Annotated in this window: 22 protein-coding genes; 15 read left to right on the plus strand and 7 right to left on the minus strand. The window is 41.0% G+C overall.

What is annotated here, in order from left to right:
* Window positions 1-34: 34 nt before the first annotated feature.
* Window positions 35-583 carry a DUF6944 family repetitive protein gene (locus tag AC6F33_RS08245; protein ID WP_500778101.1) on the plus strand — a complete coding sequence of 183 codons (549 nt, stop codon included), beginning with the start codon at window positions 35-37 and terminating at the stop codon, window positions 581-583.
* 242 nt (window positions 584-825) lie between these two features.
* Here AC6F33_RS08245 and AC6F33_RS08250 read toward each other — a convergent pair whose 3' ends face one another.
* Both AC6F33_RS08250 and AC6F33_RS08255 read right to left on the minus strand, forming a co-directional pair.
* Entirely contained in the window at window positions 826-1,179 is a 354-nt protein-coding gene (locus tag AC6F33_RS08250; protein ID WP_255746432.1) for a hypothetical protein, read from the minus strand.
* Window positions 1,180-1,271: 92 nt separating this feature from the next.
* Entirely contained in the window at window positions 1,272-1,721 is a 450-nt protein-coding gene (locus tag AC6F33_RS08255; RefSeq protein ID WP_255746434.1) for a DUF4395 domain-containing protein, read from the minus strand.
* 199 nt (window positions 1,722-1,920) lie between these two features.
* On the opposite strand from AC6F33_RS08255, the gene AC6F33_RS08260 reads away from it, so the two are divergent.
* The 4 genes from AC6F33_RS08260 to AC6F33_RS08275 all read left to right on the plus strand — a co-directional run bounded on the left by AC6F33_RS08260 (window position 1,921) and on the right by AC6F33_RS08275 (window position 8,502).
* Complete coding sequence (locus AC6F33_RS08260; protein ID WP_480947416.1) at window positions 1,921-2,793, plus strand: putative RNA methyltransferase; 873 nt, start codon at window positions 1,921-1,923, stop codon at window positions 2,791-2,793.
* Between the two features lie 122 nt (window positions 2,794-2,915).
* Window positions 2,916-3,680, plus strand: a complete 765-nt coding sequence (locus AC6F33_RS08265; RefSeq protein ID WP_255746437.1) for a DeoR/GlpR family DNA-binding transcription regulator — start codon at window positions 2,916-2,918, stop codon at window positions 3,678-3,680.
* 152 nt (window positions 3,681-3,832) lie between these two features.
* Window positions 3,833-5,737 (plus strand): PTS fructose transporter subunit IIABC, encoded by a 1,905-nt coding sequence (locus AC6F33_RS08270; protein WP_255746439.1) that lies wholly within the window; start codon window positions 3,833-3,835, stop codon window positions 5,735-5,737.
* A 596-nt stretch (window positions 5,738-6,333) separates the two neighbouring features.
* Window positions 6,334-8,502, plus strand: a complete 2,169-nt coding sequence (locus AC6F33_RS08275; protein WP_500778145.1) for a glycosyltransferase-like membrane protein — start codon at window positions 6,334-6,336, stop codon at window positions 8,500-8,502.
* An 88-nt stretch (window positions 8,503-8,590) separates the two neighbouring features.
* On the opposite strand, the gene AC6F33_RS08280 is transcribed toward AC6F33_RS08275, so the two are convergent.
* Window positions 8,591-9,766 carry an MFS transporter gene (locus tag AC6F33_RS08280; protein ID WP_500778102.1) on the minus strand — a complete coding sequence of 392 codons (1,176 nt, stop codon included), beginning with the start codon at window positions 9,764-9,766 and terminating at the stop codon, window positions 8,591-8,593.
* 181 nt (window positions 9,767-9,947) lie between these two features.
* Between AC6F33_RS08280 and gnd the strand changes: the two genes are divergently transcribed.
* A complete protein-coding gene (gene gnd / locus AC6F33_RS08285; RefSeq protein ID WP_480948248.1) occupies window positions 9,948-10,847 on the plus strand; it encodes a phosphogluconate dehydrogenase (NAD(+)-dependent, decarboxylating) in 900 nt (299 codons plus the stop codon).
* 145 nt (window positions 10,848-10,992) lie between these two features.
* Here the strand turns inward: gnd and AC6F33_RS08290 are convergent, their stop codons facing one another.
* On the minus strand, window positions 10,993-12,723 hold the full coding sequence (locus AC6F33_RS08290; protein WP_480947413.1) for a pyruvate oxidase: 1,731 nt from the start codon (window positions 12,721-12,723) through the stop codon (window positions 10,993-10,995).
* Between the two features lie 234 nt (window positions 12,724-12,957).
* On the opposite strand from AC6F33_RS08290, the gene AC6F33_RS08295 reads away from it, so the two are divergent.
* Both AC6F33_RS08295 and AC6F33_RS08300 read left to right on the plus strand, forming a co-directional pair.
* On the plus strand, window positions 12,958-13,590 hold the full coding sequence (locus AC6F33_RS08295) for a hypothetical protein (RefSeq protein WP_500778103.1): 633 nt from the start codon (window positions 12,958-12,960) through the stop codon (window positions 13,588-13,590).
* 72 nt (window positions 13,591-13,662) lie between these two features.
* Window positions 13,663-14,961, plus strand: a complete 1,299-nt coding sequence (locus AC6F33_RS08300; RefSeq protein WP_500778104.1) for an MFS transporter — start codon at window positions 13,663-13,665, stop codon at window positions 14,959-14,961.
* Here AC6F33_RS08300 and AC6F33_RS08305 read toward each other — a convergent pair.
* From AC6F33_RS08305 to lexA, 3 genes are all read right to left on the minus strand, one after another.
* Window positions 14,935-16,614: an ABC1 kinase family protein gene (locus tag AC6F33_RS08305; RefSeq protein ID WP_480947410.1), complete on the minus strand. Its 1,680-nt coding sequence runs from the start codon at window positions 16,612-16,614 to the stop codon at window positions 14,935-14,937. The genes AC6F33_RS08300 and AC6F33_RS08305 overlap by 27 nt on opposite strands.
* 21 nt (window positions 16,615-16,635) lie before the next feature.
* On the minus strand, window positions 16,636-16,971 hold the full coding sequence (locus tag AC6F33_RS08310) for a phasin family protein (protein WP_255746452.1): 336 nt from the start codon (window positions 16,969-16,971) through the stop codon (window positions 16,636-16,638).
* 175 nt (window positions 16,972-17,146) lie between these two features.
* Window positions 17,147-17,758 (minus strand): transcriptional repressor LexA, encoded by a 612-nt coding sequence (lexA, locus tag AC6F33_RS08315; RefSeq protein WP_255746453.1) that lies wholly within the window; start codon window positions 17,756-17,758, stop codon window positions 17,147-17,149.
* Window positions 17,759-17,927: 169 nt separating this feature from the next.
* On the opposite strand from lexA, the gene yneA reads away from it, so the two are divergent.
* The 7 genes from yneA (at window position 17,928) to acnA (ending at window position 25,004) form a co-directional block, all read left to right on the plus strand.
* Window positions 17,928-18,239 carry a cell division suppressor protein YneA gene (gene yneA / locus AC6F33_RS08320; protein WP_255746454.1) on the plus strand — a complete coding sequence of 104 codons (312 nt, stop codon included), beginning with the start codon at window positions 17,928-17,930 and terminating at the stop codon, window positions 18,237-18,239.
* A gap of 344 nt (window positions 18,240-18,583) precedes the next feature.
* Window positions 18,584-18,799, plus strand: coding sequence for a YneF family protein (locus tag AC6F33_RS08325; protein ID WP_253060792.1), 216 nt, complete (start codon window positions 18,584-18,586; stop codon window positions 18,797-18,799).
* A gap of 89 nt (window positions 18,800-18,888) precedes the next feature.
* The gene (locus tag AC6F33_RS08330) at window positions 18,889-19,062 is read left to right on the plus strand and encodes a hypothetical protein (RefSeq protein ID WP_500778105.1); all 174 of its coding nucleotides are present in this window, start codon (window positions 18,889-18,891) and stop codon (window positions 19,060-19,062) included.
* Between the two features lie 361 nt (window positions 19,063-19,423).
* Window positions 19,424-20,593: an N-acetylglucosamine-6-phosphate deacetylase gene (nagA, locus tag AC6F33_RS08335; protein WP_255746457.1), complete on the plus strand. Its 1,170-nt coding sequence runs from the start codon at window positions 19,424-19,426 to the stop codon at window positions 20,591-20,593.
* A gap of 1 nt (window position 20,594) precedes the next feature.
* The gene (gene nagB, locus AC6F33_RS08340; RefSeq protein ID WP_255746460.1) at window positions 20,595-21,335 is read left to right on the plus strand and encodes a glucosamine-6-phosphate deaminase; all 741 of its coding nucleotides are present in this window, start codon (window positions 20,595-20,597) and stop codon (window positions 21,333-21,335) included.
* A 4-nt stretch (window positions 21,336-21,339) separates the two neighbouring features.
* Window positions 21,340-22,068, plus strand: a complete 729-nt coding sequence (locus AC6F33_RS08345) for a GntR family transcriptional regulator (protein WP_480947407.1) — start codon at window positions 21,340-21,342, stop codon at window positions 22,066-22,068.
* Between the two features lie 227 nt (window positions 22,069-22,295).
* Window positions 22,296-25,004: an aconitate hydratase AcnA gene (acnA, locus tag AC6F33_RS08350; RefSeq protein WP_500778146.1), complete on the plus strand. Its 2,709-nt coding sequence runs from the start codon at window positions 22,296-22,298 to the stop codon at window positions 25,002-25,004.
* Window positions 25,005-25,124 lie beyond the last annotated feature (120 nt).

Consider the following 25,124-nt stretch of genomic DNA (forward strand, 5'->3'; position numbering starts at 1 on the left):
TAAAGTATTGAGGTTCGTGTGACGGGTGGGAACAATGATGAATAGAGAAGAACTGTCCAAAAACATAGCGTTTACATCCATAGCAATTGGAAAAGTGATGAATTCCATCGGACAGACGCCAATAAAAAATTTGGATCGTGAAACACAAGATCAATTGGTTTTTCTAGGCAGTTTAATCCAGGTTGGCGCCGGCGCTCTTTTTGCGGAATTCATATCCGAGGATCCATTAGCGCAATTAAGCGTTGCTCTGACGATCATTGGTTATGGCTCTTTTGCTATTCAATTCATTAATGATGAAGACGACGACCGAAAATTGCTTGTGCAAGCCATGTCGTCGAATTTGAAAGAAGTACTGGCAAACATGATTCTTTTTACTGATCGGACTGTTTGGAAGAAAATGTACTCATTCGTTGGAATCGCAATGCTTTGTTTAGGTAATTTTATGCAGGCACAGGGAAGAAAGAGGTTATTGGATGAAGAGGATGATTATACACTGTTCGATCCAACGGTAACGGCAGGAACGTGGATTGAAACAGGCGGGGCCATCGCAATTATGCTCGGTAACCTTGCCGAAACAGCTTAATAAGTAATATTAGAAAACTTAGCTTCGCAAAGTCTCTGGTAAAAGTGAAGCAATAGTTGCACTTACACTAATTCCTCTAATTAATATTTTTTCTTATTTGTGTTAGAAAACTAGGCTTCGAAAAGCCACTGGTGAAAGCGAAGTTTGAATTTCTTATTGTACAATAAAAACGCCTCTCTGTAATGTGTGATACAACATGTTGAAGAGGCGTCTTTTTCATTTGGATGACTGTAGATTTTATTTTAATAATAGTAAGGGTACGGATAGAAAAATGGTGGCGCAAAGAAAATAAAAGGAAACAGAAAACGGTTAAATCGTCTGAATCTTGGTCTTGGACCGCCTGGCCCTTGATAAAAACGCTCATTTTCATTCACATTTTCGGGAACGAGCATGACAACGCCTTGTTCGTTCACTTCTTCGATAATACCATCCATTTTTGACCCATCAGCCATTTGTGCAATAACGTGGAAGTTCATTAATTTAGTGCACATATCGTGGATGGCTTGGTTATTGCTTTCCGGTTGCTGCGCAGCTCGTTCCTCCATCATCTGCGGGACAAAGAGCTGCTGCTCGGGTGCATCATAAATATCCGACATATTCATCGCTCCTTTTCGCCTTAGTGTATTCACCCAGGTTTCGACTGGTGACAACACCTATGCAGTACAAGCCTCGATGAAGATGGATAATCTCAGAGTTGTTTCGATTGATTCTGTGCTTGCAGGCGCTTTTGGCGATATTGCGACCATTGAAAGTGAATGTAGCATCCCACGCAAAAACCGAGGATAGCGATAAAAGCTGCAAGACCAACGATTATTGAAAAGATGATGGAGACAATGGTCCAATGCAGAAGAAAGCTAATGAATGCAATGAAAAGACAGGACACTGCGATTGTCTGATTGAATTTTTGCTGTTGTTTATCTTCCGGAATATAGGTACTAAGCAGTTTTCTCAAGAATGGTTTTGCTAATGCCATTACAGGGTTGTAGTGAAAGAAGAGCCCTGAGAGTCCTGAGAGTAAAGGAATCAAAAGCAGCCAGTACTGGTGTGTAATCATCGATACGACAACGCTTAGTACAATGACCCATTGATTCGTTCTCACGAGCGGTCGAGGAATTGATGGAGTAGCAGCATCATTCATATTAATCGTACCTTTCATATAGGAATAAATTTATTATACGTTTTAAGGCTTAATATCTCCATTGATATACATTATTTGAAAGATCATATCTATCCTCAATATCGATATCTATCCTCAATGATATTATGAAGCATTGAGGAGTTATGTACTGTGGTATAATGATGCAATACGTGTTAAGGAATGAAGGTCGAGTTAAATCATGAATAAACGAATACATTGCGCCGAACAATTGCATTTAAATAGAGATATGTTCCGATGTCCTGTCTGCGGTGCTGATATGGATAGTGTTGCTCAAAAAAGTTTGATGTGCAAGCAAGGACATACGTTTGACATCGCCAAGCAAGGCTATGTAAACCTGGTAACGAAACCGGTCCATACGCATTATGAAAAAGTACTTTTTGAGGCACGCAGAAGAGTCATTGTTGATCACCGATTCTTTGACCCACTGATTGCGGCTCTTGCTGAACAAATAAAAAATCTAAAGAATGAGTCTGTTCGTATTCTTGATCTCGGCTGCGGAGAGGGTTCACATCTTGCCAAGATCTGTCAGCTTCTTGCAATCGCCTCGTCAAATAACATACAGGGGTATGGTATTGATCTGGCAAAAGAGGGCATTCAATCAGCTGCTAAGAATTATCCGGATCAAAATTGGTTTGTAGCTGATCTGGCCCATTCACCTTTTAACGAGCACTTATTTGATGTTGTTTTAAACATACTTTCACCATCCAATTACCACACCTTTGATCGAATGCTCAAGCCTGGTGGATCAATAATAAAAGTCATTCCGGGTAGTGATTATCTTAAGGAACTCCGACGTTCATTACTTGGCGCAGAAAAATCACACTATTCTAATGCGGACACATTCAGTTTATTTCAACAGCATTATCCAAACGCATCCGTGCAAAAGATAAGTTATACAGTTCAATTGGATCAGGATGGAATCAGAGACTTGATGAAGATGACGCCGCTCGCGTGGAATGCTTCTGAAGCAATACAGAAACAGTGGTTTGAAAAATCCTCCGCAATAATTACGGTTGAGTTTGAAATTCTTATCGGCAGCAGAGCGTACTAATCAGAATCGTTCAACTTTAATCATTAGTAATCGCGATAAATTGTAAGCGCTGAACTTTTTTGAAGCAAATTGATTGATTTTGGCTGAAAGTGTGGTAGAATATTTTTTGTGGAGGAATGAGTATGTTGGCTGAAGAAAGGCAACAATTGATCCTGAAAATTTTAACAGACACTTCTGTTGTTAAAATGCAGGAACTGGTTCAAATGTTGGCTGCCTCCGAATCAACGATCCGCAGAGACTTACAGGAATTGGAAAACCGTCACTTGCTTCGTCGTATTCATGGTGGTGCGTCTTTATTGCGAAAGCTCAATGAAGAGCCTGACATGGAAACTAAGACGCTTAAGAATGTTCAGCAGAAGAAGTCGATCGCTAAGCTGGCTGCTCAGAAAATAAAGGATAACGATTGTATTTATCTTGACGCAGGGACCACGACACTTGAAATCATTCCTTTTATTAGGGCAGCAAATGTAACCGTTGTCACTAACGGTCCTGCTCATGCTGAATTACTTGTTCGCAAAAGAATATTGTGTTATTTGCTAGGCGGTCTAATGAAACCGAATACAAAGGCAGTCGTTGGCAGCATTGCAATGCAGAATATTAATCTATTTCGTTTTGATACCGCATTTATTGGCGTTAACGGAATTGATTCGTCGATGGGCTATACAACCCCTGATCCGGAAGAAGCAGCATTGAAGCGATGTGCACATCAGCTTGCATCCAGTTCTTATGTCGTTTCAGACAGCAGTAAGTTCTCTGAAATATCTTTTTGCAAGATGTTTGATTTGGATAAGGCAGCCATTATTACGGATCAAATACCGGAAAGATGCCAATCCTTAATGACAGAGAAAACCGTAGTTTATATTGCAGACCGTTCAGCTGACTCTTAATGGAAAAGAGAGTCGAAGATTGATCCTACAATGAAAGTGCTTGCCAAACGACCAATTTTCATGAAATTTATTATATGGAATTGTTCCGTTAAAGACGGTATTTCAGAAAAATCTTGTTGCTCTACAGAAACTGAAAAAGGAGTTGCACAACAATGAAAATTACAGATCTAATGATTGAACGCGCCATGGTTCTGGATATGCAAGCCACGACTAAAGAAGGCGCAATTGATGAACTGATTGCTAGTTTGGAACGAAACGGAAGAATTAACGATCCGAAATTATTTAAAGAAATGATATTAAAAAGGGAAGCACAATCAAGCACTGGGATTGGTGACGGAATTGCCATGCCCCATGCAAAAACAAAGGCAGTTAATGAAGCAACGGTTGTCTTCGGTCGAAGTAAACAAGGCATTGATTATCAAGCACTGGATGGACAGCCTTCCGATTTGTTCTTCATGATCGCCGCACCAGAAGGCGCAGCAGATGTGCATCTTCAGACGCTTGCTGCGTTATCGCGCTTATTAATTGATCATGATTTTGTTGAGCAGGTAAAAAAAGCGAAAACGACCGGTGAAGTCGCACAACTTTTTAATGACAAACAAGCTGAGCATGATGCTGAAGAAGCGAAAGAAGAAGCTGCAAAATCAACGCAAACTCCGTCTCCATCAACTGAAGAGAAATTTGTTGTTGCCGTTACAGCCTGCCCAACGGGAATTGCACATACGTATATGGCAGAAGATGCATTGAAAAAGAAAGCAAAAGAAATGGGCGTAGCAATACGCGTTGAAACGAATGGTTCTGAAGGTGCAAAACATGTGCTGACAAAAGATGAAATCAAGCGCGCTTCCGGTGTTATTGTTGCGGCGGATAAGAAAATTGAAATGGCACGTTTTGATGGAAAAAAGGTACTTCAGACACCGGTCAGTGACGGAATTCGCAAGCCGGAAGAGTTAATTAATAAAGCACTCAAGGGACAGGCACCGGTTTATCACGCTGAAGGCGGAGCCTCTGAAAACGATGCTCCGGAGGCAAATGCATCGATTTGGAGCAGAATTTACAAAGACTTGATGAATGGTATTTCACACATGCTTCCTTTTGTTGTCGGTGGCGGTATTTTGCTTGCTATATCGTTCTTATTTGAAAGACTTGGTAAAGACAATACCATTTTCCAAATGTTGAGTGCGATCGCAGGAGGTGACACCGGTGCGTTTCACTTCCTAATTGCTATTCTGGCTGGTTATATTGCAATGAGCATAGGTGATCGTCCTGCGTTGATGCCAGGTATGGTCGGCGGTTTTCTTGCAGCCTCTTCGAACGCCGGTTTCCTTGGAGGTCTGGCAGCCGGATTTCTTGCAGGTTGGGTAATCATCTTATTGAAGAAAGCATTCAGCGGTCTTCCGCGTACGTTAGACGGTTTGAAACCGATTCTTCTCTATCCTGTATTTGGTCTATTGATTACTGGCGGATTAATGTATTATATTCTTGATCCGATTTTCAAATGGGTGAACACGGGATTGATTGGCGCTCTTGATCACTTAGGCACTGGAAATGCTGTTGTGCTTGGTATAGTACTCGGCGGTATGATGGCTGTTGACATGGGCGGCCCTGTTAACAAAGCCGCATATACATTTGCTATTGGTGTCTTCACGAGCAGCGGTAATACAAATGGACTTATGATGGCAGCCGTTATGGCAGGCGGAATGGTACCGCCGCTCGCAATTGCCTTGGCAACATCTATCTTTAAGCATAAATTTACTGAAGATGAACGAAAAGCAGGTATTACTAACTATATTCTTGGTCTTTCCTTTATTACTGAAGGTGCGATTCCATTTGCAGCATCTGATCCACTGCGTGTGATTGGGTCAAGTGTTATCGGGGCTGCAATTGCCGGAGGTTTGACTCAGTTTTGGAACATTAATATCCCTGCACCGCATGGCGGAATTTTCGTTGTCCTGCTCGGCAATCACGCAATCTTGTTCTTGATTTCAATAATTGTCGGCGCAGTCATTTCAGGATTGATTCTGGGATTATGGAAAAAGCCTGTAACCCAAAAATAAAAGTGTTATAAATAGATGTATTGAAGAACGGTCGATTATGTATCGACCGTTTTTTTGTGTGTCAAGTATATGATTTTGCCCGTATTTAAACGAATAAACCAGTGTCTTGGCCGAGAATCAAAGTAGATGCGCGATACCAGGCAGATTTCTGCTTGTCTGAGGAGACTCTCAGACTGTCCGTGGTCGTGCTCAGTTGATGCGAGCAACCGGAGCGATGATTCAGCACTACAAAGACACAAACCCATGCTAAAAAAGGAACTCTCTCAAGTATCAAAGGAGCTGTCGCTAAATACGCATACGTCCTGTATGCAACCGCGAAAGTCATCACATCCTGTGAAAGTACGTCCTGTATGTAACGCGAAAGCCACCGCGTCCTGCAGAAGTAAGGACCAGGCGCTTTTTGCCCGGTTTTTCTTTTACCTATAAAAAGGTAAAAGTAACCTGACGTAACAAGATTCTTACTGAAATGATGCAGGTGGAAAGTGAATATTATTTTGCTCATATTGTAATAAATGTGAGCAGTTTAACAAATACTGAATGAGAAAAATGGAATTATTACCCGGATGTGAATCGGATTGCTGTTCCTAAAACATAGATTGATACGACTATTTTGCATTGGTTTTGCACTTTTTGCAGGACTTTTTTTCCTTATGAGCGTGCTTGGTCCCATATTTATGAATTCACGTAGTTATTACGGAAAAATTGCTTTTTCATCATTTGACTTATCCTTTATGCTGCTTTTTTACGTTGCGATTATTTTTCTTTTTTTTCTTTCATTTAATCATTTTCTAACATCCTGTTCAGAACGGAATGTAAAAAAAATCATTATTTTGCTGTTTAGTTTTATTGGACTTTTTGAGTGCTTTGTTTTTGTTGCCTTTGCAGACATTCAACCCCCGGAAATTGATGGTGGCCATGTCTTTATGAAAGCTTTTGATTTGCTCCAAAATAACGGTTCTCTCAGTGAAGACAGCATTTATTTTCAAATTTATCCTAATAACATCCCCATTATGCTTTTTCGATACATCATCTACTATCTTTTGCCCATTCATTCAAACAAAGAGTTGTTCATCGTTGATCATGCGGTGTGTTTGGCAATACTCAATATTGGCATTTTCTATTCTTGGAAGGTCGTTTCTCTGCTCCTTGGACGAAGGATGAGTGCGATCTTTCTGCTTCTTGTTTTGTCATGTGCGCCAATTTTCTTTTACACACTTTACTTTTACTCGGATACATTGATGATTATGATGCCTCCGCTACTTCTCTACGTTTGGCTCCGATATGAACAGAGAAGAAGACCAATTGATGCAATCCTTTTTTGCTTTCTTTTAGCAGTCGGTTGCGTTCTTCGTCAAAATCTGATTTTATTTCTTCCAGCAATTATTTTGTATTTAATTCTCAGATCAAAATTGAAAACGGCGTGCATAATCGGAACGAGCGTAATCATTTTATTAATATTGATGCAGCTGGCGACTGGCAACTTGGCCGAAAAAGTTCACATTAAAGCAATGCCGCAATACAAGATGCCGACCACACACTGGGTCATGCTGGGACTGTCAGAACAGGGACGTTATAATATCCGCGATTTCAAGAAAACTCTTGGGCAGCCTACGCAGGCGCAAAAAAAAGAAATAAATTTGCGCGAAATTAAGAAAAGATTAACAACAAGATCAGTAAGTGAATTGTCTTATTTGTGGCTATTGAAAGCATTTCGCGTTTACGCGGACGGTTCCATGGGCTACTACTGGTATATGGGCAATACTTCGAATCATTCTCTTATCTATGATTATTTTTTCGGTGGCCAGAAGCAACTTGTCTTGTTCATTGTTCAAATATTTCATTGTTTCCATTTTATGCTGCTTTTTTGTTCAGTTATGCGTTTTTTCAGACTTAAAAAAGTAGACGTAAGTTTATTGATCCAAATCATGCTTTTTGGAAACTATCTCTTTTACATCTTTATTTGGGAAGCCGAGCCAAGATACGCTTTACTTTTTCTGTTTCCGATGCTGATCGGATGTTGCTATGGGCTGAAAGAGCTGACGAGACTTATGCAAAAAGTGCGAAACCATGTATCCCTTAAGCTTCCTTGGATAAATACACAGCGAGGAGCTCATCTTTTCTTTATTGTCTTGATCTGCCTCGCTGCGATTCATTTGAAGCCGATTACTCAGGATTCAGATGTGCAGTATCGCTACTCAGTTAACCAAAGTCAGAGAAAGGGTGGTATCTATGCACATGTTTCTGAACAAAATGTAGTACGACAAACGTTTTATGCGGATCGTGATTTTGATCATATTGCTTTAGGAAAAGCTGGGTCTATCGGCAAAGCAAATTATCAGTTGACCATTCATCCGTTATCCGGAAAAAAACAAAAAACAAAAAAGATTATTTCAGCGGATGATATGGAGAAGGACAGGTTGTCGGAACTAGTTCTCGATCATACGCTTCAAGGGAAAATGGACTATCAATTGACAATCTCTAAAATTACGGGACAAAAGGATGCCTTTCTGGACTTATCAATCCATGGAAAAGGCTTATTCGAACAGAGAGATTTGTACTTGGAAGGGGTTTTATTTCAAGATGCACATTTGGTCATGAACAAGGATCTTCAATTCCGTGTCTATAAAAAAGTATACAAACCATATCTGAGTGTTGCAATGTATTTCTTCTTATTGAGTTTAGCATTAGCCATGCTTATCTTTTTTGCAGATGTATATCGCAAGCCGGAACCAAATCCGATGCATCTTCATCCTGACCCCGTGTAATGATCCATCTATGGGCATCTTAAAGGTCGGCGTAATCATTTTTCTGATAAAATGGCTTGATCAAAACGAAAAACATGTTAAACAGGCATTAGCTGGAAACGGAACTTCTGACTACTTTTGTATGGAAAAAATAAAGCTGTAGGAGAAGCAGAACAAGACCGACAAATGAAAGCAGGGGAGCGGTTAATGCTAAGTATCTAAGCGGTAGAAATTGAACGGATAACCCTCCAAAAAATGCTCCTGCAGCGTTTCCAATATTCATTGCTGACTGATTCAATGTGCTGGACATTAATGGTGCATCTTGTGACAGCACAAGGCTCCTGTATTGAAGAATAGGTGATTGGGCGAATGCGAGAATTCCAAACAATAAGACGGCAGCTACCATTAAAACCGCGTTTGATTGAACGAAGAACAAAATGACAAACAACAGTTCAAGAGAAATGAGCAATCCAATTAAGGATTCATTGAGACGCCAATCCGCCAGTTTTCCACCAACTAAGTTACCAATTGTGACTCCGATACCGAAAACCACCAAAGTGAAGTCGACAGCATGATCACCGAAGCTTGTCATATGTTGCAGAACAGGTGTGATATACGTAAAAAATGCAAAAACACTGCCGAAGCTAAACAACGAGATTAACAAGGTGACCCACAGTTTTCCGCTTTTCAAAACAGTTAATTCGCTTAGTAACGATGATTTTTTGCTGCTTTCTTTGTTGGGAACAAGAGCAAATAATCCTATGACAGCGATTAAGCCGATAATGCCGATTACAAGGAAACTGCTTCTCCAACCTAAGCGTTGCCCGATCAATGTGCCGAAGGGAACACCTACTATATTAGCAACAGTTAATCCAGAAAACATGAGCGCCATTGCAGAGGCTTGTTTATTTTTGGGAACAAGGCTTGCAGCCATGATGGCACCAAGTCCAAAAAAGGAGCCATGCGCGATTGCGGTGACGACACGACTGAGCATTAATAATCCGTAGTTAATTGAGATAGAGGCAAAGAAGTTCCCAATACTGAAAATGGCCATGAGGAGCATAAGCACATTTTTTCTTGCCATCTTATAGGTTGCGATGACAATAATTGGGCCGCCTATAGCAACACTGACTGCATATCCGGTAATCAGCTGACCTGCAGCTGCGGTGGAGACATGGAGGTCTTGTGCAACATTGGGAAGTAAGCCCATGATTACAAATTCAGTCATTCCGATTGCAAATGCGCCAATCACCAAAGTCCAGAGTGAAAGCGGGTATGTTTTCATCGAAAACCCTCCTTTGGAATGTAACAAGAAAATCGTAGCAGATTGCTTTTTGGATGTGAAATATTTTGCCTGTACTTAGAAAATAAATTTGTTTCATAAAAAAATTGATTTGGATAAGCCGCTTGTATGGGTTAAACTAAGATTGGAGCGACTTAAATAATTGATAAATTAGGTGATTGAATTGCAAATCGGTTTAATTGGTTTAGGAAAGATGGGTTATAATCTTGCCATGAATATGTCTGAGCATGGTTTTGAAGTGAAGGCTTTTGACCTGTCAAAAGAAGCGGTAACGAAAGCGCAGGAATCGAAAGGCATTGATGGATTTACTTCGCTTGATGCGCTTGTTGGCGCACTTGAGAAACCACGTGTGTTTTGGATGATGGTTCCAGCTGGAGTTCCTACCGAGCAGACCCTTTTAAGTCTGCTGCCGCAGCTTGATAAGGGAGATATAATCCTTGATGGAGGAAACTCTCGATATACCGATTCTGTTCGACGTTATGAGCTGTGCAAGGAAAAAGGTGTGTCATTTATGGATGTCGGTACCTCTGGTGGCATGAGCGGTGCGCGTCATGGCGCATGTGTCATGGTTGGCGGAGATAAACAGACTTTTAGTTATTTGGAGCCACTATTCAAATCACTTTCGGTCGAGGACGGATATCTTTATACGGGTAAGGCAGGCAGTGGCCACTTCTTGAAAATGGTGCACAATGGCGTCGAATACGGTATGATGCAATCATTAGCAGAGGGTTTCGAAGTTCTGCAAAAGAGCGACTTTGACTATGATAATCAAGCTGTCGCAAAAGTATGGAACCATGGTTCTGTCATTCGCAGTTGGCTGGTTGAACTTCTCGAGGATGCCTTTTCGAAAGACGGGAATCTAGAAAAATTGAGCGGTGTCATGGCATCTTCAGGTGAGGGAAAATGGACGTTGGAGACTGCACTGGATATGCAAGTGCCAACTCCGGTCATCGCGCTTTCGCTGCTCATGCGTTATCGTTCACTTGAGAGCGATACATTTTCGGGAAAAGTAGTTGCTGCTTTGCGCAATGAATTCGGCGGACATGCCGTTGTAAAAAAATAAATGTTTGCACAATAAAGGATCTGCCGTTTATAAGTGGCAGATCTTTTTTCACGTTTATCTGAGAAAATCATTAAATACTGATTTAATATAAAAAAAACGTTTGTTTGGGCTAATTCCCAAACAAACGTTTTTTGCTCTCAAATGATTATAAGAATCTCCGTACAACAGTTTTCATTGGAGGCATTTTTTCTAATTTATGATTTTCAGCAATCGACTTAGCAGTGAAACGAGCATAGCCTTTTGCTTCGTCCATAACAATTTTTCCTGGAAGCGGAGCAGCATCAACATCGACGGCTACATCTAAAATGACCGGAACATTTGAAGCTTTTGCTTGTTCGAGCGCAGGCTTGAGGTCGTCGTACTTCTCAACACGGAAACCTTTTCCGCCGCATGCCTCAGCAAATTTAGCGTAGTCAATATCTCCAAAGTCAACAGCATATTTTAGCTGACCGGCAGATTGTTGTTCATATTTAATGAATGCCAGTTGCTTGTTGTTAAGAACAATAACGATAATTGGCAGTTTGTAGTGAACAGCAGTGGCAAAGTCCTGCATAACCATAGCGAATGCACCGTCTCCGCTGATCGCAATCGCTTGACGATCAGGGAATGCTTGTTTAGCAGCAATTGCGCCGGGAAGACCGCAACCCATTGTTCCCAGCCATGCTGACACAATGAAATCCTGCTTTTCTGAGACTTTGAGATAACGTGTTGACCAAACAGTTGACGTACCGACATCCACAGAATAGATGGTGTCATCCTCTGAAATCGATTCAATCGCTGACATAAGTGCTTCAGGAGCAATCGGTGTTTGTTTCTTCTCTTGATCCTCATCCATCCACTTCCACCATGTGGCCATCTTGCTTTGGCAGGTTTTCAAGAACGGACGATCATCAACAGGAGTAACATGCTCATTTAAATAGGCAAGGGCTTCAGCCGCATCGCCAACAACACCAACATTTACAGAATAACGTTTGCCGATCTTAATTGGATCAATATCAATTTGAACACATTTCGCGCCTTCCGGCAGATAAGCTGCATATGGATAATCCGTTCCGATCATAATCAGCAGATCGGAACTCTTCATCGCTTCATATGCTGGTTTAGTACCAATTTTGCCGATATTTCCAATAAAGTTCGGATGACTATCGGAAAGGGCACCTTTACCCGGCAGTGTCACGGCAACTGGAGCGGAAATGCGTTCAGCAAAGGCCTTTAATTCTTTCTTTGCACTTTTTGCACCAACTCCTGCTAAAATAACGGGATTGTTTGCGCTGTTGATTAATGCTACGGCATCATTCAAATCGTTCTGAACGAGTCCGGGTATCTTCTTTTCAAATACAGTAGAGAGCTGCGGAGCGTTATCCGAAATTTCACCCATTGCAATATCGTCCGGGATTGACAATACAGCCACGCCGCGTTCCTGGTAAGCCGTACGAATAGCTTGGTTGACAACTGCCGGGAAGCTTTCCGCACTGGTAATCTTCTTGTTATATACAGCGACATCTTTGAATAATTCAACCGTATCAACTTCTTGAAAATAATCGGTACCGGTTAAACGTGCAGGGATATGTCCGACCAGAACCAGCATCGGCACATGATCCATTTTTGCGTCATACATGCCATTCAGCAGGTGAATGGCTCCAGGGCCGCCGATAGCAAGTGAAACACCGATTTTTCCGGTGAGCTTAGAATATGCTGCAGCTGCCAATGACGCAACTTCTTCGTGACGCACGGTATAAAATTTGATTTTGCTTTCCTCTTTACGCAACGCTTCAACCATCGAATCGATTGAATCGCCTGGGATTCCATAAATATGATCGATACCCCAGTTTTCTAAAAGCTTTACTACTGCCTCACTAGCTTTTACTTTTCCCATAATGGGTTCCTCCTCAGAATCAAGCTGTTTTCTTGAACCATGATTTACATCATTTTTCAAGAGTTCTATTTATATAAATGTGACAACAAACTGAACCTTATGGGTACATTTTATGACTTTTGGCGAAAAATGCAAATTTATCTGCTCATATCCATTGAAACAATTTTAGTTGAACCCACTTTTTAAAATTTTTTAAAGACCCTATAATAAAAGGAAGCGAGAAGAGGGGTAATTATGAGTTTTGTTTCAATTATTGCTACTGATCAATGGATATCTGCTGTAAGTGATGGTACTTTGGTGGAAGTCATTGAGAAGGGAAAAATAAAGCGGTGTTTAGGAAATAAACCGAGTTTCCTTCGAATTTCAAAAAGGCAATTTATCGCTTGCACAGGAAGTGCGGCCCTTTTAAATAGGGTAAAGAACGATATGCCATTTAATTCGCAACCCTATGTCATTAATCAAGCAATGCTTTCTCGACTTGAGCACGGAGTAAAAAGTATTTCGGCTGAATGGCAGGATGTACTGCTTGTTGTCGCAGACCTCACAAAGAAGAGCGTTTGCCGAATGATTTCCAATCAAAAAGATGCTGATTGGGTCACTGTTGTGCCGCAATACGGTAGAGCGGGTACACTTTTTCTTGCTGGAAAAGGGATTGATAATCAAAAAATCAAACTTATTTATGAGGAATGCAGCCGTATGCTTGGAGACAAGCAGAATGATTTAAAAAGTGTAATTATAGCTCAAAATAAATTGAATCGATTGGCAGCGAAGTTTGACCCGTCAATCGGTTCACGTTTGTTTCATCTATCCATCAAGGCTGAGGTAAAATCCGACGGAGGTCTGAACGGAAACCCAACATCAGATTGAATCTTTTTCTAATCATTTATTTTATCATTTGTTCATGGAGTTAATAAATGACTTGGAAATGAGTGGAATCTAATGAAATCTGTGTTGGCTATTTTTAAAAACAAGACTTATTCAATGTTGTTTGCTGCATCTGTTACATCACAGCTTGGGAGTGTCATAGGCATGACAGCTCTCGTTTTCTTCTTCCTTGATCGATTCAGTCATCAGCCTTATCTAGCCTCATTGAATGAGTTGATGTTTTCACTTCCGTCACTTCTTGTTTTTTGGCTTGTCGGTGTTGCCGCGGATCGAATGGATCGGCAAAAAATCGCATCAAATTGTGATTGGCTCAGTGCTCTTTTGTCGATTGTTTTGTTTGCCGTGGTGATGCTCGGCCAATTTAGTTTAATTTTCCCAATTATCTTTTTGCGCGCTGCTGTCGCAAAATTTTTTGCTCCTGCTGAACAAGCAATTCTACAAGGGATCTTAAGAAAAGGGGATTACGCAGTTGCTGCAGGTCTCAATCAAATGGTGAGCAGTGTTTTTATGATTTTCGGAAATGGGCTTGGAGCACTTGTCTATTGGAATCTTGGTCTGCAGGGAGCGATTGTTATTGATGCGCTATCTTTTGTTCTGTCAGCACTATTGATTCGTCACCCTTATATTAAAAGCGACGTTCGTTTGCCTAATGGTGTCCACGATTGGCAGAAAACAAAATTCCGCTCAATTATTTCCGATTTTAATCAGGGTATGCATTATATCATTAAAGATAAACTGCTGACTTCGCTCGTTGCCAGTTTTGCAATTTTCGGTATCATTAATGGCGGATGCAGCGTTATGCTCATTTTTATTTTGAAATATAAGCTTGTTCCCGATTCTTACGAGTTATTTTCCGTGTGGACCGGAGTAATTGCAGGATTAGGTATTTTAATTGGAAGTCTCATTGCCGCCTTGTGTGCAGGAAAATGCCGCTTTCGTTCGATGATCATTGCCGGATTGCTTGTCAGCGGTGTGTTTATGATCGGCGCAGGATACGTGCCGACTGTATATATGTTTTTAATTATGATCTTTCTTGCAACCCTGTTGATTCCTTTGGTCAATGTTGCGATCGGCGGATGGATGCCGCATCTGGTGAATCCAAAAATGATGGGGAGAGTGGAAAGCTGGAGTACGCCGATTTTAATGCTTTCTCAATCACTGACACTTGGATTGATCACATTATCTTTTCCGGTTTATTTGTCTGTTGAATCTCTATTTTTGATTGTCGGTGCCGTGACCATATTATCCGCTTTCTACTATTTATTTTTTGTACCGGCAGATACTCTAGAAGAACGCTCAAATGATCAATTTATGGAACAGAAGCACTTAGAAACGGCCGGAACGAAAAATTGACAAAAGAACGATCATAAACATGAAAAGCACAATGGTTACTGCAATGCCGATAATGGGCACATTTGTGATTAATGAACGCGACCCGAACGTTTCGCCAAGAATAATGCTTGCCAAAATGATACTGAGTGAGAGCAGCATAATACTGAACGAAATCCGGTTTGCGGCGCGATCCAGTTTGGCCAGCAGAACTTCCAGTTGCGGCAGTTTCATTTCGACACGTGTTTTGCCTTTATATAAATGCGTTAAGGTTTTTCGTAAAAGGGAAGGCAGACGCATACTGTTTTCAACAACATCGTAACCATTCATCAATAACTTTTTTGAAAGTTCAGTAGGATCAAGTCTTCTTATTAACAGACGATGCCCATAAGGTTCCGCAAGCTCGAGAATGTTCGTGTCGTGATCCAGAGTGGTGATCAAGCCTTCCAGAGTGATTAGGGCCTTGCCAAGGAGCGTGTAATTTTTGGGTATACCGATATGATGCTTTTTGGTAACAGCGAAAACATCAGAAATGACTTTGCCGATGTGAACTTCTTTAAATGGCAGACGATAATATTTCTCGCGCAGAGTTTCCAAATCGTCTTTCAACTGACGCTCATTCAAGTCATCCGGCATGACGGTCATCGTGGAAATAGTGCGGAAAAGCAGTTCGGTATTTCCTTTCATCAGACCGATAATTAAATTGCCGAAGTCGCGCTTCATCGATTCGTTTAAATGTCCAACTTGTCCAAAATCAATATACCCGATTTTATTATCGGGGAAGAAAAAAAGGTTGCCAGGATGCGGATCGCCATGAAAGATGCCACAGATTAAGGCTTGATCAAGAAATGACCGGACAAGCCGTTCACAGATAATTTTGTTGGACACATCTTTTGGCGGACTCTTAATCAATTCTTCATATTTATACCCATGAACATAGTCAAGGGTAAGCACTTTAGCTGTCGAATAATCTCGATAGATTTTGGGAATGATCACATTCACATCATTCTTGAAAAAATCAAACAGTTTTTCAGTTGTTCGCGCCTCCATAGCGTAATCAAGTTCGCTGCGGATTGCCAGTGAAAATTCTTCAACCAAATCGATAATTTGATATGTCCTAGCCCATTCATAGCGTTTCTCAACGAGAGAAGCAAGATCCCATAGAATTTCAATATCGTTCTCCACCACGTATTCAATATCCGGACGCCGTATCTTAACAGCAACTTCTTCGCCGGATTTTAACTTTGCATGATGTGCTTGAGCAATGGAGGCAGCGGCAATACATTGTTCATCAAATTGAGCAAAAACTTCAGCAACTGGTTTACCGAATTCTTGTTGAATGATCTGTTTGACGGATTGGGCATCGATCGGAGTGACACGATCCTGGAGTCCGCGCATTGCCTCTGCAATTTGCTCTGGTAAAATGTCAGTTCTCAGGCTGAGCAGCTGGCCAAGCTTAATAAAGGTTGGTCCTAATTCTTCAAGCATTAAACGGATACGCTGTCCAAGAGACTTCTGATCATTCCCATTTCCAGAGAAGTCTGATGCAATCTGTTTCGGTAATGAAAGTAAATGAAATAGACCGACATCTTTAACAATATAGCCAAAGCCATATTTTACGAGAACGGAAACAATTTCTTGATATCTTTTAATATGGCGTATATGTTTTCCAATCATAGCATTCACCTAGTGTGCAGGTTAGTCTTCGCTGCTTTCTCTCTTAGATACTTTTTGCCTTAATTCTGTGAGTTCAGCTTCTAAAAGCGTCACTTTTTCTTTAAGACTCCCGTACTCTTCCTGTGATACAAAGCCGAGATCCTTAATTGCATCAACAATGTCTTTGTGAAACTCTGCGCGCCACTTGTCCGTGTTTTCTTTCCCTTTTTCATTGAAAGATTCTAGAAGCGATTTTGCTTCATCTGCTGCTGCACCGCCGCTTTTTGACAGGTCATTCAGAAATTTTTCTGCCTTATCTTTGCTGGTGATGGTCGCGCCGAGCCCTATGAGAAAACTTTTCTTCAGGAAATCGTTCATAGATTTATCCCTCCTTGTGCTTTTCTTCATTTTAACCGACTCAGTGGGTCATGTATACGAATTCGCCATTTCTAATTGTGAATACTTCAATAATCAATTGAAAAAGGGCACGAAGGAACAGATGTTCTTTCGTACCCTAAGGCTTCAGAATCATTCATACACTTGGCAGTTGAGATCACTTAATCGAACGGAAAACACCAATTACTTTACCAAGAATGACACAATTATCAAGCAAGATGGGATCCATTGAAGGATTTTCCGGTTGGAGCCTTATATGATTGTTTTCTTTAAAAAAACGTTTAACCGTAGCTTCGTCCTCATCGGTCATAGCAACGACAATTTCACCGTTCTCTGCAGTCCGCTGCTGACGGACGATGACTTTGTCACCATCAAGAATGCCGGCATTAACCATACTTTCACCGGAGACATTGAGAATAAATGCATCTTCATCCTCGACCATTGAACTTGGAACAGGGAAATATTCTTCAATATTTTCAACAGCACTAATAGGAAGTCCTGCCGTTACTTTACCGATTACAGGAACACTTACTGTCTTTTCTGTATAGATGTCTCCATCATGATCGAGCACTTCAATTGCTCTAGGTTTTGTAGGATCACGCCTAATAAACCCTTTTTTCTCAAGCCTTTCAAGATGACCGTGTACCGTTGAGCTGGATGCTAACCCCACAGCGTCACATATTTCGCGGACCGATGGCGGATATCCTTTAATCGCAACTTCATGCTTAATAAAATCGAGTATAGATTGCTGCCGAGTTGAGAGTTTCATGATACTTCTCCTTTTCCTTATCTTGTCAATAGTATATCATCTGGGAAATTCAGATGCAAACATTTGTTCTAAAATAAGCATTGACACAAATGTACGTTCGTATTAAAATGAAGAAAACAAACGAACAAGCGTTCTTGAGAACAAATATTCCTAGCGGAGGTAAAACAAGATGAATACTCATGCACATAATAAAACAAAGGGAATTTCATTTATTGTATTATTTTGTATTATGACAGTCATTCTTTTCTTTACTTTAACAAATACGGTTGCTGCCGATCAGAATAATTATGTCAAAATTACAGTGAAATCCGGTGACTCGTTGTGGTCAATTGCTACAACATACCATGCTAATAATCCTAAGCTCACGAAACATGCATTTGTTACCTGGGTTAAAGACAATAATGGTCTAGTTCGAAATCATATTGTTCCGAATCAAAAGTTGATTATCCCGATAACAGATAATCAATTAAAGAATCGTTAAAAATCTTAGCCGCAGAATTGGCAAAAAAAGTGTTTTGTGATATACTGTTATATAACAAAGGGAATGATTTGACAATGTACTGCTACAATTGTCTTTTCCTTTTTGCTTTTTAATTTGTGATTGCAAAGTTCTATTCCATTAATGATTATTTATCATTAATGGCCATTTTTCATCCTCCTTCAGAAGAAAGCATTTCTTAATTTATAAGAACACGCTTTCTTTTTTTTGTCTTCCAGCCGAAAATGTGCGGAAAAGGCTATGTTTCATGGGTATGAGGTTGACCTGAATTCGCGTGATAGTGTAAACTGAACTATGGACATTTGACACAAGGAGGAAGCAGACGCATGCTCTGGTTATACATACTCGTGGGCGTGATTTGCCTAGCAGCCGGATTGATCCTCGGCTTTTTAATCGCCCGTAGATATATGATGAATTACCTAAAAAAGAATCCGCCGATTAATGAAAACATGTTGCGTGTCATGATGGCTCAAATGGGTCAGCAACCGTCGCAAAAGAAGATTAATCAGATGATGAAAGCGATCAATCATCAAATGAAATGAGTAATGAACCCCTATGAATTAGCTATTCATGGGGGTTTTTACAATAGAAAAAAGTGAGTACTAATAAATTTCAGTCAGGGGGGTGTTCAATGCTCAAAGTAAGTGTTATTGGGATCGGTTCAATTGCTGCAAAAGCATATTTGCCGATTTATTTTAAAATGGCACAGGTTGATTTTTATTTCTGTGCACGAAATGTGAGAACATTGGACAATTCAAGTTGCATTTGTCCATGCAGCTACTTCGGTTCATCAGGACATTATTAAGTGTTTATTTTTGAATGGAATGGCAGTTTATACTGATGTAATGCTTATGAATAATTATGAAAGCGCTATATTTATTTGGTGGAATTAGTCTCAGAGCTTTTTCAGAGCGGAAATATACGGGCTTCGGAGGACACCTATAAAAACGAGGGGTTAAACTAATGATCAAAGCCTTTAGTCACGCTATCCACTATCCACACAAAGAGAGATGATTGAGAAGAAGAAGGATCCCTCGTTTATGCGAATGAACAATGACAGAAAAGATCGTGATTTAAGAAAGCAATGAAAATAATTTTTAACGTATAGATGTCTAGACAAGTAATTCTAATGAGTGATAAAATAAAAGAAAAAAGGAAGCGATCGTATGACGACTAAAATTGAAGGATGTTCTATTTACAGTCAAAATGAATGGTTAGAAAAAAGCAGTCTTCTGATCGATAAGGACAAAATTGTCAGTATTGGATCAAATGAAAATCAGACGGCGGACCGGACATTGCAATTTCCTTCAACTTACAAGTGTTTACCGGGCATGATTGATATGCACATTCATGGTGCAAACGGTGCAGATACAATGGATGCAACTCCCGAGGCATTGAGTACGATAGCTACTGCTCTTGCTAAAGAAGGGACAACATCATTTTTAGCGACAACGATCACGCAGTCAGTTCCTCTAATAGAAAAAGCCTTAGTCAATGCTGGTGAATTGATCGGTCATCAGAAACGTGGAGAAGCGGAAATCATCGGAATTCATTTGGAAGGTCCGTTTATTAATAAGGAAAAGACCGGAGCACAGCCTGAAGAGTATATTCTTGAACCAGACTGTGATTTATTCGACCATTGGCAGCAACTCTGTGGGGACCGTATTAAGGAAGTAACGATGGCGCCAGAAGTTAAAGGCGGATTAGATTTTATCCGTCATTTAAAAAAACAAAAGGTTGTCGCGTCAATCGGTCATACGAACGGTATTGATGAGGATGTTATTCGGGCGATTGATGCAGGGGCAACACAAGTTACCCACCTGTACAATGGAATGAGAGGTATGCACCATCGCGAGCCGGGAATTCTTGGAGGAGCATTATTGCACCATGATTTATACACTGAGTTGATTTGCGACGGACATCATGTGTGTCAAGGAATGGTGAATCTAGCCTATAAACTAAAGGGCAGTGATCGAATGATTCTGATCACCGATTCCATGCGTGCAAAATGTCTGAATAAAGGCGTTTACGATCTTGGTGGTCAGGATGTGTTTGTTGATAATGGACTTGCCTTGCTTAAAGACGGTACGATCGCAGGCAGTGTATTGAAAATGAAGGATTCGTTGCGAAATATCCTTGCTTTTACTGATGCAACACTGAGCGATGTTGTACAAATGGGTGCGATTAATCCGGCACTGCAATGCGGCGTTTTTGATCATAAGGGATCGATTGAGAACGGAAAAGATGCTGATTTGATTGTTCTAAATGAACAAAACGAACTCGTTTTGACGATCTGCCGGGGAACAATTGCCTATCAAAAGAAAGAGGTGCATTAAGATGAAAATTATTGCTGTTAAGGATAAAAATGAGATGAGCAGGAAGGCTGCTGAATTAATCATAGAAACTGTTCGCAAGAAACCGAATGCTGTGCTTGGGCTTGCGACTGGGGGGACACCTGAAGGGACATACAGAGAACTTGTTGCCGATCATCGTCAAAACGGAACAAGCTATCAACAGATTACGACAGTAAATCTTGATGAGTATGCCGGTATTGATCCAAAGGATCCCAATAGTTATCATGCCTATATGGCAAGTCATTTTTTTAATCATGTTGATCTTCCGGAGAATCAGAGCTATCTTCCAAGTAGCTCAGATCTTTCAGAGGAAGAGTCCAAGCACTATGATGATTTGATTGCCAGTCTTGGAGGTATCGATCTTCAACTGCTTGGAATAGGTCGAAACGGTCATATCGGATTTAATGAACCGGGAACGCCTTTAACGATTGGCACACATGTAGTACAATTAACGGAATCAACGCGTAAAGCCAACGCTCGTTATTTCAGGAGTCTTTCGGATGTTCCTGAACGAGCAGTTACTATGGGCATCGGAACCATTTTAAAGAGCAAAAGAATTCTTTTGATTGCATCCGGGGAGGAAAAAGCTGAGGCAATGAGCAAGCTGATCCACGCGTCTTTGCCTGACAGCAGCTTTCCTGCTTCTGCCCTTACACAGCATCCGGATGTTACCGTGATTGCCGATGAACCTGCATTATCTCTAATATCGATGAGCAAGGATTGATGAAATGATTGACCGTAAATCTCCGGTACCGATGTATTATCAAATTGAACAATACATTGAGCAGTTAATTGAAAACAGGAATTTGAAATCCGGTGATCAAATCCCATCCGAACGAGAATTTACCGATCAGTTTCATGTGTCGAGAATGACTGTGCGACAGGCTGTTATGAATTTGGTACATTCGGGGGTACTTATACGTATTAAAGGAAAAGGTACGTTTGTTTCGGATCAGAACAAAATTGAGAAATCTCTGCTTGGATTAAACGGATTCTCAGAGGATATGATCAGCCGTGGGATGAAACCTGGCAGTATTATGATGAGTTTCACACGTGTGTGTGCTTCTGTCAAAGTAGCGGATCATCTCGCATTAGACGAGCATGATGATGTATTTGAAATCAAGCGAACACGTCTTGCTGATGATGAGCCGATGGCAATCGAAACCTCATATATTCCAGTTAAAATGGTACCTAATCTCACTGAGGAACAAGTCAGTCCGTCACTTTATCAATATATTGAGAGGCAGTGCGGGCTTCCTTTTGATCATGCCATTCAATCGATTGAGGCATCTGTTGTTACAGCCGAGGAAGCGAAGGTTCTGGATATTCCAAAGGGTTCTCCGATTTTATTAATCGAACGTTGCTCCTATTTGAAAAATGGATGTCCAATCGAATTGACAAAGTCATTATTCCGGGCTGATCGCTATAAATTTATGGCGACACTTCCTAGAGAATAAGCATTTAATTATGCTTATTCTCTTTTTTATTTTTTAATACTTCGTTTAAGGAGATAATAGCCAATGAGGATGGCTTTAAAAACTATTCATGATAAGAAAAACTTATTAATTAGATTTAATTAAATAAAATTTACTTAATTAAAAAATTCCCTTATGATTAGAGTAGAGAAAAGTGTAAAAACAGACGGGATGGTGAAACAATGGTGGCAGCTGCAGAAACAAGGGCAGTGAAAAAAAATGATTTTTTCAATGCTCGAAACACGTTTAAAAGCAATGGGAAAACCATAAGTTTTTATCAATTAACCGCTTTGTCGGAATATGGTGACGTCGAGAGATTGCCTTATTCAATAAAGGTGTTATTGGAAGCCGTTCTGCGACAATGCGATGGAAAAGTGATCAAAAGAGAGCATGTAGAAAATTTGGCCAAGTGGGGAACTGCAAATCTTGATAAGAACATTGACGTTCCGTTTAACCCTTCACGAATTATTCTTCAGGACTTTACGGGAGTGCCCGCAGTCGTGGATTTAGCTTCTTTGCGTAAGGCTATGGCCGATTTAGGCGGAGATCCGGAAAAGATTAATCCGGAAAAACCGGTCGATCTTGTTGTCGATCACTCGGTTCAAGTTGATCGATTCGGATCGAACCAAGCGCTTCTTTTTAATATGGAGCGGGAATTTGAGCGAAACGAAGAACGGTATAAATTTTTGAAATGGGCGCAATCCTCATTTGAAAATTTTCGAGCAGTACCTCCTGCTACCGGCATTGTTCATCAAGTGAATCTTGAATATTTGGCTTCTGTAGTTCATGCAGTGGACGAGGGCAATGGAGATCTGCTGGCTTTTCCGGATACATTAGTCGGAACGGATTCGCATACGACCATGATCAATGGGTTAGGCGTTCTCGGATGGGGCGTCGGAGGTATTGAAGCCGAAGCAGGTATGCTTGGGCAGCCTTCCTATTTTCCTGTACCTGACGTGATCGGTGTTCGGATTGTCGGCAGCCTCCCTAATGGAGCAACTGCTACAGATTTAGCACTTCGAGTGACACAGCTCCTGCGCGAGGAAAGTGTTGTCGGAAAATTTGTTGAATTTTTCGGACCAAGTCTTTCACACATGTCGCTTGCTGATCGTGCAACGGTTTCCAACATGTCACCGGAAAACGGAGCAACTGCAACTTTCTTCCCGGTAGACCAGGTCACTTTAGATTACTTGCGCCTGACCGGACGTACGGAAGAACAGGTTCAGCTCGTTGAAGATTATTGCAAAGCAAATGGAATGTTCTATACACCGGAGGCAATGGATCCTCACTTTACAAAGGTCTTAGAGATGGATCTGTCAGAAGTCCAATCGTCATTGGCGGGACCAAAACGTCCGCAGGATCGAATTGCGTTAACAGGAATGAAAAATGAATTTGAATCCTCGCTAACACGTCCTGCAGGGAATCGCGGCTTTGGCTTTGACAAAGAGGAATTGACGAAATCAGCTGAAGTCGCATATGAAGACGGATCAAAAGAAAAGTTAAGTACCGGTGCTGTGGTCATTGCGGCAATTACGAGTTGTACGAATACAAGTAATCCGAGCGTCATGATTGGAGCTGGATTAGTTGCAAAAAAAGCGGTTGAAAAGGGATTGACAGTTCCTGCGTATGTCAAGACAAGCCTGGCTCCAGGCTCTAAAGTAGTAACCGACTACTTGGAGAAGGCAGGACTTATTCCTTACCTCGAAAAATTAGGATTTAATGTGGTTGGTTACGGATGCACCACATGTATTGGAAATTCCGGACCGCTTCCGCAAGCAGTAGAAAAAGCAATAACTGATCAGGATCTTACTGTATCTGCTGTTCTATCCGGTAATCGCAACTTCGAAGGACGTATCCATCCGCTGATTCGTGCCAACTATCTTGCTTCTCCGCCGCTTGTTGTGGCATACGCATTGGCAGGGACGGTTGATTTTGATATGGATCATGAGTCATTTGGAAAAGATCCTCAGGGGAATGATGTCTACTTTAAAGACATCTGGCCGTCAAGCGACGAAATCGAAGAAGTCATGAACCGTTCTGTTGGCCCTGAGAGCTTTAAGAAGGAATATGAGCGTGTTTTTGTTGAAAATGAGCGCTGGAATGCCATTCAGACAAGCGAAGGCGAACTGTATGATTGGGATGAAGCTTCTACTTATATTCAAAATCCGCCTTTCTTTGAAAGTCTTTCTGCAGAATTAAATGAAATTAAACCTCTTGAATCCATGCGAGTTATTGGGAAATTCGGCGATTCGGTGACAACCGATCATATTTCACCGGCCGGTTCAATTGCTCCAAAAAGTCCTGCAGGACAGTATCTGCTTGAGAAAGGCGTTAAGACCTACGATTTCAACTCGTATGGTTCCAGACGCGGCAACCATGAAGTCATGATGCGCGGAACGTTTGCTAATGTTCGGATCCGCAACCAAATTGCACCAGGTACTGAAGGCGGATTTACCACCTATTGGCCGACTCATGAATTGATGCCGATCTATGATGCTGCGATGAATTACAAAAAGAACGGTACGGATTTGATCGTCTTGGCAGGCAAAGATTACGGTATGGGGAGTTCAAGAGACTGGGCTGCAAAAGGAACCAATTTATTAGGAATTAAAGCGGTCATTGCACAAAGCTATGAACGAATTCATCGAAGTAATTTGGTGATGATGGGTGTGCTTCCTTTACAATTCTGTGAAGGACAAAGTGCTGATTTACTTGGACTAACCGGAGAAGAAGCTATTACTGTCTCAATAGACGAAAATGTAAAGCCCGGTGATTCAGTTCAGGCAGAAGCAGCGTCCTCTGATGGCCGGAAAATTCAATTTGAAGTGACTGTTCGTTTCGACAGTGAAGTGGAGATTGATTATTATCGCAATGGCGGTATCCTTCAAACTGTTCTCAGAAGAAAACTTGCTGAATAATTTTTTCAACTAAATGTATTATTTATGTTTAAGTGGGCATGATAATGAACGAAGGAGTTCATTTAGTGCCTTCAAACATTCGGATTGTTTTCTAGGGAGTGGGTTCCGTTGGAAAGGTCT

It is taken from the genome of Sporolactobacillus sp. BBK16-2 (assembly GCF_059878335.1).

What these genes read in the sequence shown, in the direction of transcription:
- AC6F33_RS08245 (WP_500778101.1), top strand. Translation starts at nt 35, where the DNA reads ATGATGAATAGAGAAGAACTGTCCAAAAACATAGCGTTTACATCCATA.
- AC6F33_RS08250 (WP_255746432.1), bottom strand. Translation starts at nt 1,179, where the DNA reads ATGTCGGATATTTATGATGCACCCGAGCAGCAGCTCTTTGTCCCGCAG.
- AC6F33_RS08255 (WP_255746434.1), bottom strand. Translation starts at nt 1,721, where the DNA reads ATGAATGATGCTGCTACTCCATCAATTCCTCGACCGCTCGTGAGAACG.
- AC6F33_RS08260 (WP_480947416.1), top strand. Translation starts at nt 1,921, where the DNA reads ATGAATAAACGAATACATTGCGCCGAACAATTGCATTTAAATAGAGAT.
- AC6F33_RS08265 (WP_255746437.1), top strand. Translation starts at nt 2,916, where the DNA reads ATGTTGGCTGAAGAAAGGCAACAATTGATCCTGAAAATTTTAACAGAC.
- AC6F33_RS08270 (WP_255746439.1), top strand. Translation starts at nt 3,833, where the DNA reads ATGAAAATTACAGATCTAATGATTGAACGCGCCATGGTTCTGGATATG.
- AC6F33_RS08280 (WP_500778102.1), bottom strand. Translation starts at nt 9,766, where the DNA reads ATGAAAACATACCCGCTTTCACTCTGGACTTTGGTGATTGGCGCATTT.
- AC6F33_RS08290 (WP_480947413.1), bottom strand. Translation starts at nt 12,723, where the DNA reads ATGGGAAAAGTAAAAGCTAGTGAGGCAGTAGTAAAGCTTTTAGAAAAC.
- AC6F33_RS08295 (WP_500778103.1), top strand. Translation starts at nt 12,958, where the DNA reads ATGAGTTTTGTTTCAATTATTGCTACTGATCAATGGATATCTGCTGTA.
- AC6F33_RS08300 (WP_500778104.1), top strand. Translation starts at nt 13,663, where the DNA reads ATGAAATCTGTGTTGGCTATTTTTAAAAACAAGACTTATTCAATGTTG.
- AC6F33_RS08305 (WP_480947410.1), bottom strand. Translation starts at nt 16,614, where the DNA reads ATGATTGGAAAACATATACGCCATATTAAAAGATATCAAGAAATTGTT.
- AC6F33_RS08310 (WP_255746452.1), bottom strand. Translation starts at nt 16,971, where the DNA reads ATGAACGATTTCCTGAAGAAAAGTTTTCTCATAGGGCTCGGCGCGACC.
- lexA (WP_255746453.1), bottom strand. Translation starts at nt 17,758, where the DNA reads ATGAAACTCTCAACTCGGCAGCAATCTATACTCGATTTTATTAAGCAT.
- yneA (WP_255746454.1), top strand. Translation starts at nt 17,928, where the DNA reads ATGAATACTCATGCACATAATAAAACAAAGGGAATTTCATTTATTGTA.
- AC6F33_RS08325 (WP_253060792.1), top strand. Translation starts at nt 18,584, where the DNA reads ATGCTCTGGTTATACATACTCGTGGGCGTGATTTGCCTAGCAGCCGGA.
- AC6F33_RS08330 (WP_500778105.1), top strand. Translation starts at nt 18,889, where the DNA reads ATGCTCAAAGTAAGTGTTATTGGGATCGGTTCAATTGCTGCAAAAGCA.
- nagA (WP_255746457.1), top strand. Translation starts at nt 19,424, where the DNA reads ATGACGACTAAAATTGAAGGATGTTCTATTTACAGTCAAAATGAATGG.
- nagB (WP_255746460.1), top strand. Translation starts at nt 20,595, where the DNA reads ATGAAAATTATTGCTGTTAAGGATAAAAATGAGATGAGCAGGAAGGCT.
- AC6F33_RS08345 (WP_480947407.1), top strand. Translation starts at nt 21,340, where the DNA reads ATGATTGACCGTAAATCTCCGGTACCGATGTATTATCAAATTGAACAA.